Source organism: Actinomycetospora soli (assembly GCF_021026295.1).
Taxonomy (GTDB): Bacteria; Actinomycetota; Actinomycetes; order Mycobacteriales; family Pseudonocardiaceae; genus Actinomycetospora; species Actinomycetospora soli.
In genome coordinates this window covers 25,581-35,699 of the sequence record NZ_JAJNDA010000035.1, presented here as the reverse complement: position 1 = coordinate 35,699, position 10,119 = coordinate 25,581, and the positions used below count along the sequence as shown (strand labels likewise).

Annotated in this window: 8 protein-coding genes; 5 read left to right on the top strand and 3 right to left on the bottom strand. The window is 72.6% G+C overall.

The features are described from left to right. Positions 1-491: 491 nt before the first annotated feature. Positions 492-1,058 carry a PadR family transcriptional regulator gene (locus LN037_RS30215; RefSeq protein WP_230760479.1) on the bottom strand — a complete coding sequence of 189 codons (567 nt, stop codon included), beginning with the start codon at positions 1,056-1,058 and terminating at the stop codon, positions 492-494. A gap of 107 nt (positions 1,059-1,165) precedes the next feature. Here LN037_RS30215 and LN037_RS30210 point away from each other — a divergent pair, with 107 nt between their 5' ends. The 5 genes from LN037_RS30210 to LN037_RS30190 are packed head-to-tail and all read left to right on the top strand — an operon-like array spanning position 1,166 to position 8,016. Continuing rightward, positions 1,166-2,680 carry a class I adenylate-forming enzyme family protein gene (locus LN037_RS30210; protein WP_230760477.1) on the top strand — a complete coding sequence of 505 codons (1,515 nt, stop codon included), beginning with the start codon at positions 1,166-1,168 and terminating at the stop codon, positions 2,678-2,680. 1 nt (position 2,681) lies between these two features. Beyond that, on the top strand, positions 2,682-5,102 hold the full coding sequence (locus LN037_RS30205) for a xanthine dehydrogenase family protein molybdopterin-binding subunit (RefSeq protein ID WP_230760482.1): 2,421 nt from the start codon (positions 2,682-2,684) through the stop codon (positions 5,100-5,102). A 1-nt stretch (position 5,103) separates the two neighbouring features. Next, positions 5,104-5,880, top strand: a complete 777-nt coding sequence (locus tag LN037_RS30200; RefSeq protein ID WP_230760474.1) for an enoyl-CoA hydratase/isomerase family protein — start codon at positions 5,104-5,106, stop codon at positions 5,878-5,880. A gap of 4 nt (positions 5,881-5,884) precedes the next feature. Next, the gene (locus LN037_RS30195) at positions 5,885-6,760 is read left to right on the top strand and encodes an FAD binding domain-containing protein (RefSeq protein ID WP_230760472.1); all 876 of its coding nucleotides are present in this window, start codon (positions 5,885-5,887) and stop codon (positions 6,758-6,760) included. Continuing rightward, positions 6,757-8,016: a xanthine dehydrogenase family Fe-S subunit gene (locus tag LN037_RS30190; protein WP_230760470.1), complete on the top strand. Its 1,260-nt coding sequence runs from the start codon at positions 6,757-6,759 to the stop codon at positions 8,014-8,016. Before LN037_RS30195 ends, LN037_RS30190 begins: the two co-directional genes overlap by 4 nt. A 99-nt stretch (positions 8,017-8,115) precedes the next feature. Here LN037_RS30190 and LN037_RS30185 read toward each other — a convergent pair whose 3' ends face one another. Together LN037_RS30185 and LN037_RS30180 are read right to left on the bottom strand one after the other, a co-directional pair. After that, positions 8,116-9,222, bottom strand: coding sequence for an agarase (locus LN037_RS30185; RefSeq protein WP_230760468.1), 1,107 nt, complete (start codon positions 9,220-9,222; stop codon positions 8,116-8,118). Continuing rightward, positions 9,219-10,106, bottom strand: a complete 888-nt coding sequence (locus LN037_RS30180; protein ID WP_230760466.1) for an alpha/beta fold hydrolase — start codon at positions 10,104-10,106, stop codon at positions 9,219-9,221. The genes LN037_RS30185 and LN037_RS30180 overlap by 4 nt, the downstream gene beginning before the upstream one ends. Positions 10,107-10,119: the final 13 nt, after the last annotated feature.

Below are 10,119 nucleotides of genomic sequence, written 5' to 3'. Positions count from 1 at the left end.
CCGAGGGTCTGCGCGCCCAGGGACTGGTCGTGGTCAACGAGGACATGGCCGGCCACGTCCACCGCGACCGTGGCCTGCTCACCGGCGACAGCCCACTGGCCGCCAACGCCCTCGGCAAGCTCGCCGCAGCAACCCTCGCGGAACACATCAAGAGCTGACGCGACCAGTTCACGGCGTCCACCACGACGGGAGATACGTGCAGGTCAGCGGTTCACGTCGTCGTTGGCGACGCGATCGCTGACTGCCCGAGGGACCGGGAACTCCTCACGAGAGTCGTCGTGGAAGATCGGCTACCGTTGCGTGGCCGACTGTCGACCGGGCCTCGATCGCCGGCGGGATTCCGCCAGAGCAACAGGTTCGGTCGGCCCGAGGGCGGGGTCGGCAAGGGCTCGATCGAGACGGGCCTCCCTGCTCGCCGTCGGCCGCCTTTGGTCCGGCCGGGCCGCTCATCGAGTTCCGCCCCTGTACGCATGAACGGGATCGGCGTGCGGTCAGCGAATATCGCGCTCGTCGCGCTCGCGGCGCAGGTCCTCGATGGTGCCGGCGGCGAGTGCGGTCCAGAAGCGCAGAGCGGCGTGTTCCATCTCGAGCCCGAGCTCGAGGGTGATCATGCGAGGCCGCGCCCAGTCCTCGTCGCCGTGACGGGACACCATGTCCTCGTAGACGGCGATCCGTTCCTCGTGCTGTCGGATCTGTTCCTGCGCGAGCTTCGGGACGTCGTCGTCGGGAGAGCCGGCCTCGTTGAAGAAGAGCTTGAGCTCGGCGACGTCGCGCATCTCGAAGTGCTCAGCCGTGGGCGCGGCCAGCCACTCCTGCAGCGCGGCGCGTCCCTCCGGCGTGAGTGAGTAGGTCTTGCGTCGCCTGCCGCTGTCCTCCAGATCGACCGCCAGCAGCCCCGACGCGGCCAGGCGCTCGGGCTCCGAGTACAGCTGCGTGTGCGGGAAGTTCCAGAAGTAGCCGACCGACCGGCTGGTGGCTCGCTTGAGGTCGTACGGGGTCGACGGTCCGCGCAACGCCACCATGCCCAGGACCAGGTACGACGTGGTCGACAGACGCATCCGGCCCTCCTCCCCGCGAGATCGACATCTCGACTCTAGCGGTGCGCACCCTTGCCTTCACACCATACGGAACGTACGGTGCGCTTCACACCAAGGAAGGGCCGGTCATGGACCTCGCGTCGATGCTTCGATGGGCCGCCGACCGCCACCCGCACCGCTGCGCGGTGTCCGGAGTGGGCCGTCGACTGACGTATCGCGAATGGGACGAGCGCACGGACCGCCTCGCGGCGGCGTTGAGCGGCTGGGGCGTGCGAGCCGGGGATCGCCTGGCGCTGGTGATGCACGGCGGCGAGCCGCTCGCGAGCCTGCACCTGGCCGCGCAGAAGCTCGGCGCGGTCTCGGTGCCGCTGTCGACGCGGTTCGGCGTCGACGAGCTCGCCTACTGCCTCGCGGACGCGGGCGCGGTCATGGTCCTCACCGATCCGGCGCACGCCTCGCGGGTGGAGGCCGCCGCGGGCGCGGTCCCGATCCATGACGTCGCCGAGGTCGACGCGGCCGCGGAGGTCGCCGACACCACGGCCGTACCGCCGGCGCCGGACGAGTCCGCCGTGAGCGTGATGCTCTACACCTCCGGGACCACCGGGAAGCCGAAAGGCGTGCCCCGGACCCATCGCGCCGAGCACGCCGCCGCGGTCGCACACGTGATGCAGACCGGACAGCGCCTGGGCGTCGCCACGCTCGGCGTGATGCCGCTCTTCCACACGATGGGGCTGCGCACGCTGCTGGCCTCGATCGCGGTCGGCGGGACCTGGGTCGCCCAGCCCACCTTCGACGCCGACGAGTCGATGGCGCTGATCCGCGACGAGGGGATCGGATCGCTGTACCTGGTGCCGACGATCTACTGGTCGCTCCTGCGCACCGGGCGCCTCGGCGAGGCCCACCGGCTCGACAACCTCGCTTACGCCGGGGCGGCCATGACCCCGTCGCTGGCCGAGGCGCTGGTCGAGGCGGTGCAGCCGCGCTCGTTCGTCAACCACTTCGGGTCGACCGAGATCTATACGTTCACCATCGGCGCGGACGTCGCCGCCAAGCCCGGCTGCGTCGGACGGGCCGGCTTGTTCTCCCGCGTCCGCCTGATCGCACCCATGCAGGGTGCCCCGGTCGACGAGGAGGTCGCGCCCGGCGAGCAGGGCCAGGTCATCGTGTCGATGGCCTCGGCGGAGGCGTTCGGCGGCTACTGGAACCGCCCCGACGCGAACGCGAAGGCGATCCGCGACGGCTGGTACCACACCGGGGACCTCGCGATCGCCGACGAGGACGGCGACCTCTGGGTGTCCGGCCGCACCGACGACATGATCAACTCGGGTGGGGAGAACATCTACCCCGACGAGATCGAGGCGGCGCTCATCCGCTGCGCGGCGATCGACGACGTCTGCGTGGTCGGGCTGCCCGACGACCGGTGGGGCCATGCGGTGAGCGCCTTCGTCGTGCCCGTCGCCGGGATCGAGCCGGAGCTGGCCGCCGCCGCGACGCTCGCCCATGCCCGCGAGCACCTGCCGTCGCTCAAGCGGCCCAAGCAGGCGATCGCCGTCGACGCGATCCCGCGCTCCGGGGTCGGCAAGACCCTTCGCCGGATGCTCGTCGCCGGCGAGTACACCCCCCGAGGAGAGGCCCGTGCCTGACATGACCGCAGAGGCCGCACCGCCGCGGTGGACCCCTTCGCGCGACGAGGACGCGGCCCTGGTCGCGGGCCGCGGCCGGTTCCTCGACGACCTCGACCCGCTGCCGGGGACGCTGGTGGCCGCCGTCGTGCGCTCCACCCGGCCGCACGCCCGGCTCCTCGCGGTGGACCTGTCGAGGGCGCGCCGCCACCCCGGGGTCGCCGCGGTGATCGGACCCGAGGAGGTTCGGACCGCTCTGCGTCCGTTCCCGCTGTCGACCGGCGCGGCGATGCCCTACCTCCCGACCGGCGTCGACAAGGTCCGCTTCGTCGGCGAGCCGATCGCCGTCGTCGTCGCGACCGACCGCTACGTCGCCGAGGACGCCGCCGAGCTCGTCGACGTGACCTACGAGGACCTGCCCGCCGTCAGCGACGCCCGGTCCGGGCTGGCCGACGACGCGCCCCGCCTGCACGAGGACGCCGAGTCCAACGTCGCGACGGACCGCACCTTCTCCTTCAACGCACCGGACGACCACTTCGCGGCCGCCGCGCACGTGGTGACCCGCCGCTACGAGTTCCCGCGCTACTCGTCCGTGCCGATGGAGTGCTATTCGGTCATCGCGCACTGGACCGAGCAGGACGGCGGGCCGTTCGTCGAGGCCTGGGCGAACTTCCACGGGCCGTTCTCGATGGTGCCCGTGATGGCGGGCGCGCTGCGCATCCCGACCTCGCGGGTGCGCCTGCACGTCCCCGCCGACATCGGCGGGAGCTTCGGGATCAAGGCCGGCATCTACCCCTACGTGGTGCTGCTCGCGCTGGCGTCGAAGCACGCGGGGACACCGGTGCGGTGGACCGAGGACCGCGTGGAGCACCTCACGGCGAGCTCGTCCGGCGCCGACCGGTCGATGGAGTTCTCCGCGGCGCTCGACGGCGAGGGCACGATCACCGCGCTGCGCGCCGACCTCGTCGACAACGTCGGCGCCTACCTGCGGCCCCCGGAGCCGTCGACGCTGTACCGCTGCTTCGGCAACATCACCGGGCCCTACCGGATCGACGCCGTCGGCATCCGCGCCCGGGCGGTGGTCACCAACACGATGCCGACCGGGTTGAACCGGGGCTTCGGCGGCCAGCAGCTCTACTTCGGGCTGGAGCGGCTCCTCGACGACATCGCCGCCGAGCTCGGCTTCGACCCCCTCGAGCTACGTCGTCGCAACCTCGTCACCTCCTTCCCGCACGAGACCGCCACCGGCGGGGTGTACGACTCCGGGGACTACCTCGCCGCGCTCGACCTCGCGATCAAGAACGCCGACCTGGCCGAGCTGGAGCGGCGGCGCGACGAGGCCCGCGCGGCAGGCGCCCTCTACGGCATCGGGACCGCGCTCGTGGTCGATCCCTCCGGGACCAACATCGGCTACGTCGGGCTCGCCACCCCCGCCGAGCAGCGGACCCCCGGGCGGGACAAGTCCGGGTCGACCGAGCACGTGCGGATGTCGGTCGACCCCCAGGGGGTCGTCACGGTGCTGCTCGGCTCGGTCCCCCAGGGCCAGGGGCATGCCACGGTCGCCCGCAAGGTCGCCGCGCAGCGCCTCGGGCTGCCCCTCGAGCAGGTCCGGTGCGTGGTCGACATGGACACCGCGACCACCCCGTGGACGGTCACCTCCGGCAGCTACTCCTCCCGGTTCGCTCCGCTGGTCACGAGCGCCGTCGTCGCTGCGGCCGACACCATCGCGGCCACGGTGCGCGCGGCCGCGTCGACGCTGCTCGACGACGTCGACCCCGCGACGCTCCTCCTCGAGGGCGGCGAGGTCCGCACCTCCGGCGGCCGGGCGGTGAAGTTCCGCCACGCCGCCGGCGTCGTGCACTGGGACCCCGCCGCGCTGCCCGCGGGGGTCCCGGCGCGGCTCTATGCCGAGGCCGAGTTCTCCCCGCGCGAGACCCGGGCCGCCACGGCGGACGACCGGATCAACTCGTCGCTCTGCTACGGCTTCGTCGCGGAGATCGTTGCGGTACGGATCGACCCGGACACCCTCGAGATCTCCGTCGACCGGGTGTCGTCGGTGCACGACGCCGGCACGGTCCTCGACCAGACCCTGCTCGACGGGCAGGTGTACGGCGCCCTCGTCCACGGGCTCGGCGGCGCCGCCTACGAGGAGTTCACCCACGCCCCGTCCGGGCAGCCGACCGCGGCGACGTTCCTCGACTACCTGTGCCCCACCGCGGCCGAGGCGGGCTTCGACCTGCGCACTGACCACGTGGTGTCCCCCTCACCACTCACCCCGCTCGGCGCCAAGGGCTGCGGCGAGGGCTCCTCGATGAGCTTCCCCGTGGCCTACGCCAACGCCGTCGCCGACGCCCTCGCCCCGCTCGGCATCGCCATCACCTCCCTGCCCCTGCACGGCGAGGTCCTCCACCAGCTGACGAACAACGATCGGAAGGACGCCTGACATGCCACTGACCGGCGGCGACGTCACCCTCGAGCGCGACGGCCACGTCGCCTACGTGACGCTCTCCCACGGCAGGTACACCGTCGTGACGATGGAGATGCGTCGGCTGGTGGCCGAGCGGTTCGCCGAGATCGACCGGGACCCCGAGGTACGGGTCGTGGTCGTGCGCAGCGACGGCGAGCACTTCACCTCCGGCGGCGACATCGCCGGGTTCATGGAGGTCGACCCGATCGACCTCACCGACCTCGGGCACGACGTCACCGCCGCCGCGCGCAGCCCCAAGCCCGTCATCGCGGCGATCGACGGGTACTGCTTCGGCGTCGGGCTGGAGATGGTGCTCTCCTGCGACATCCGGCTCGGCACCGGGCGCACCCAGCTGGCGCTGCCCGAGATGAACCTCGGCATGATTCCCGGCTCCGGCGGCACCCAACGTCTCGCCCGCCTCATCGGGCTGTCCCGGGCGAAGTTCCACATCCTGTCCGCCACCCGGATCCAGGCCCAGCAGGCCCTCGACTGGGGGATCCTGTCCGGCGAGCTCCACCCCGACCGCGAGGCGCTCGACGCCGCCGCCGACGCGCTGGCGCAGAAGATGGCGGGCCTCTCCCCCGCCGCGCTGCGCACGGCGAAGGAGGTCCTCGACCGCGGCGTCGACGGACCCCTCTACACCGGCATCGAGCTGGAGCGGAAGGCCTACTCGATGCTGCGCGCCACCCAGGACTTCGCCGAGGGCGTGAAGGCGTTCGGCGAGAAGCGCACCCCCGTCTTCACCGGGCGGTGACCCGGTGAAAGCAGCACCCTTCGCCTACGTCCGGCCGCCGACCCTCGACGACGTGCTCACCGAGCTCGCCGGCGGGGACGGCAAGGTCCTGGCCGGCGGCCAGTCCCTCGTCCCCGTGCTCGCGATGCGGCTGGGCCGCCCCGCCACCCTCGTCGACGTCACCGCCGTGCCCGAGCTCACCGAGTACGGGCCGGACGCGCGCTCCGGCTACCGGGTCGCCGCGGCCGTCCGGCAGCGGGTCGTGGAGCACGATCCGGCCGCGCGGGACGTGCCCCTGATCGCGATGGCCATGCCCTTCGTCGGGCACCGGGAACTGCGCAGCCGCGGCACCGTGTGCGGCAGCCTCGCCCACGCCGACCCGGCCGCGGAGCTGCCCGCCGTGGCCTGCTGCCTCGACGCGCAGGTCGAGGTGTCCGGGCCCGGTGGGGCCCGCACCGTTCCCGCGAGGGAGTTCGTCACCGGCGCCATGACGACGGCGGCCGGGCCCGAGGACGTCGTCACCGCGGTCACGTTCCCGGCCGCCCGTCCCGGGGACGGGTTCGGGTTCGCCGAGATCGCCCGCCGGCACGGCGACTTCGCCCTCGCCGGCGTGGTGTGCCGGGTGCAGGTCGCCGACTCGGGGGCGGTGCGCTCCGCCGTCCTCACGGGGTTCGGCATCTCCGACCGGGCGGTCACCCGCGACGTCACCGCGCTGCTCGCCACCGGCGAGAGCGAGGAGGACCTCCGGCCCGCCACCACCGAGCTGGCCGCCGCGCTCGTCGACACCGGCGGGGACACGCACGGCTCCACCGGCTACCGGCGGCGGCTCTTCGCCGTCCTCGCCGCCCGCGAGCTGTCCCGGGCGCTGCTCCGTGCCCGCGAGGGAAGGACCACTGCATGACCGCCGCCCCCGAGCGCCACGACACCGGCTCCCGCCGCGTGCCCGCGCCCGTTGCCCGGGTCGCAGCACACGAGACCGCCGAGGTGACCTTCGTCGTCAACGGCACCGAGACCACCGTCGAGGTGCCGCCCCGGGCCCACCTCGGGGACGTCCTGCGCGAGCGCCTCGGCCTCACCGGCACGCACCTCGGCTGCGAGCACGGGGTCTGCGGCATGTGCACCGTGCTCCTCGACGGCGAGGCCGCCCGGGCGTGCCTGCTCTTCGCCGTGCAGTGCGAGGGTGCGGAGATCGTCACCGTGGAAGGGCTCGGCTCCCCCGACGACCAGCACCCGCTGCAGCAGGCGTTCTCCGCCCACCACGCCCTGCAGTGCGGGTTCTGCACGCCCGGGATGCTGATGAGCAGCTACGACCTGCTCGCCAACGAACCGGAGACCGCCGAGGAGGACCTGCCCGAGGCGATGTCGGGCGTGCTGTGCCGCTGCACCGGCTACCGCGGCATCCTGGCGGCCGTCTCCGACGTCGCCGGGACCTACCCCGACGGCGTGCCGGAGCCCCGGGGATGTGCGTCACGGATGCTGGTCGGCCGGTCCGCGGCCGGACGTCCCGGCGATGCTCCCGAGGACACCACGGCGGCGGCTCCGCAGCTCAGTGAGGTGCGGCTGCCCTCCGGCCCGCCCTCCGCGGTCGTCGACGTGACCTCGCAGCTGACCTCCCCGGTGGACCGCGTCTGGGCCGTGCTCAACGATTTCGACCTGCTGGCGCGCTGCCTGCCCGGGGCCCAGCTCGTCGAGTCCTACGACGAGGACCGCCACCGCGGGCGGGCCACCGTCGCGCTCGGCCCCGTGAAGCTGTCGTTCGAGGGACTCGCCCAGGTCGTCGAGCGGGACCCGGACACCCACCGGCTCCGCTTCCACGGCCAGGGGAAGGACACCGGCGGCAGCGCGACCTCCGCCGACGTCGTCCTGGCCGCGACGCCGACCGCCGACGGCGGCACCGAGCTCACCGCGCACGCCGACGTGCACCTGTCCGGACGGGTCGCCCAGTTCGGCCGAGCCCTGGCCGGGGACGTGTCCCGCCGACTGTTCGAGCAGTTCGCCGCCGGGGTGGACGAAGCCGCCGAGACCGGCTCGGTCTCCGAGGTCTCCCTCGCCCGCAGGGTGCGGCTCGCGGCCGGGGCAGCCCGTGACGCCGCTGTCGGCGCCCTACGTCGCGCCGCGGGACGCATCCGCCACCGTGCGTGGAGCGGGAAGACCTGATCGCGTCCCTCGACGAATCCCGGGGTCTTCGAGGACCCCGGGATTCGCCCAGGACCTCGCGTCAGCGGCGACGGACGGGATCGGGCGGCACCGACCCGTTCACCGCGAGGCCACCGACGTGGCCGCGTGCTCGTCGAGCGCCCGGCGGTTGTGCTCGGTGATGGCATCGGTGAGGTCGCGGTAGGGCTCGTCGTACGGGTCCTTGACGCCCCACCCACGGCCGAGGTTCTCGACGTACCCGCACCAGTGGAGGCCGGCGAACCACGGTTCGTGACGCACGGCGTCGAGGACGAGGCCGTAGTCCTCGCCGCGGGCGGCGTGGGACTCCAGCCCGACTCGGTGCGGGTTCATGTCGGTGGCCGTCCAGTTGCCGTGGTCGGCCACGAGCACCGGCTTGCCACCGGCCTGCTCGCTCCACCCGGCCAGGTCGTCGCGGAACGCCTGCCGGTCCTGCGCCGTCGGTCCGGCGAAGCGCTGCACCGAGAGGACGTCGACGAAGGGCGCCATGGCGCGCAGCACCGGCTCGGGGATGCCCTTGTCGCCGTTGTAGCGGTCGCCGAGGATCAGGTGGTCGGGGTCGTAGCGACGAATCGCCGTCGTGATCGCCTCGTAGTAGCGGCTGGCGACGTCGTAGAGCTTCTGCTCGCGAGCAGCACCGTCGAGCCCGGTCAGTTCGGGGAAGTCGCGTCCGGAGGCGTGCGGTAGCCAGGCGGGGATGTCGACGAAGAAGTACCCGAGCAGGTTCTCGTCGTCGGCGTGCGGGAGGACGACGGCGCGGGCGAGGTAGTCGCACCACTTCGCGAAGTCGTCGTCGAGGGGGCGGAACGCGGGGTGGCCGTTCCAGTCCTCGATGTCCTGGACCTGCATCTGCGCGACATAGGGCAGCCCGGCCCCCCGGAGCTCGGCGGAGGTCCACGGCAGCGAGTGGTAGAGGTCGATCGGGTCGCCGAACCAGTCCAGGGCCTCGCCCCAGCCCCCGGCCACGTACTCGCGCGTCCAGCCGATCGTGTTCATGTTCCACGCCCGCAGGTCGGCGAGCGGACCGTCGCGCAGCCACGCCTCGCGGGAGCCGTACTTCCGGCGCCAGACGTCGATGTTGTGCGGGTACTGCAGGTTGGTCTCGTCGGCGTGGTTGAGCCCGAGGGACAGGAACGGGTGTCCGTCGGGGTCGACGAGACGCCCGTCGCGGACGGCGAACGTGCTCACGGGGTGCCTCCGGAAAAGAAGTCGAGGTAGGCCGCGGCCAGGTCGTCGGGGCACTCCTCGGCGAGCTGGTGGCCGTAGGGGAACGACACCGTGGTCACGTTAGTGGCGACCTCGCGACACACCCGCTCGTTGTCGGCGCCGATGAAGGGTTCGCTGGCGACGGCGAGCACCGGCATCTCCAACGGTGTCTTCGCGGCCTCGCGGTTCTGCTCGGCGTCGGTGAGCGTGGCCCGGTAGATGTTCGCCATGGCGCGCAGGCCGCCGGGCGAGGAGTAGCACCGGACGTACTCGTCGATCGCGTCCTCCCCGATCGCGGTGGCGTCCTGGGCCTCGTGCTTGATGAAGTAGCTGAAGTACTCGCGCTCGTGCCCGGCGATGAGCATCTCGGGGAACTCGGGCACCGCGTAGAAGTTGATGTGCCAGAGCCACACGTAGCTCGCGACGTTCTCGGCCGTGAGGAACGAGTAGTCCTCGAGGCCGAACCCGGAGAGGATCATCTCCTGGTAGACGAGCTGGACGACGTGCTGCCGGTGGCGGGCGGCGAGTTGGTAGGCCGCGGCGGCGCCCCAGTCCTCCCCGACCACGCGGTAACGGTCATGGCCGAGGTGGGCCATGAGCGCGGCGAAGTCGTCGGCGATGGTGGCCATGTCGTAGCCGGACTCGGCGTGCTCGGAGTCGCCGAGTCCGCGCATGTCGGGCATGACCACGGTGTACTGCGGCGTGAGGTGGGGCAGGACCTTGCGCCAGTAATAGGAGGTCTTCGGGACCCCGTGCAGCAGCAGCACCGGGTCGCCGTCCCCGGCGACGCGGTAGTGCAGGCGGACCCCGTTCACGGTGGCCCGCTGGGCGCGGACGGTCTGGCCCCGGTGGTCGACGACGGTCATGTCAGCTCCTCTG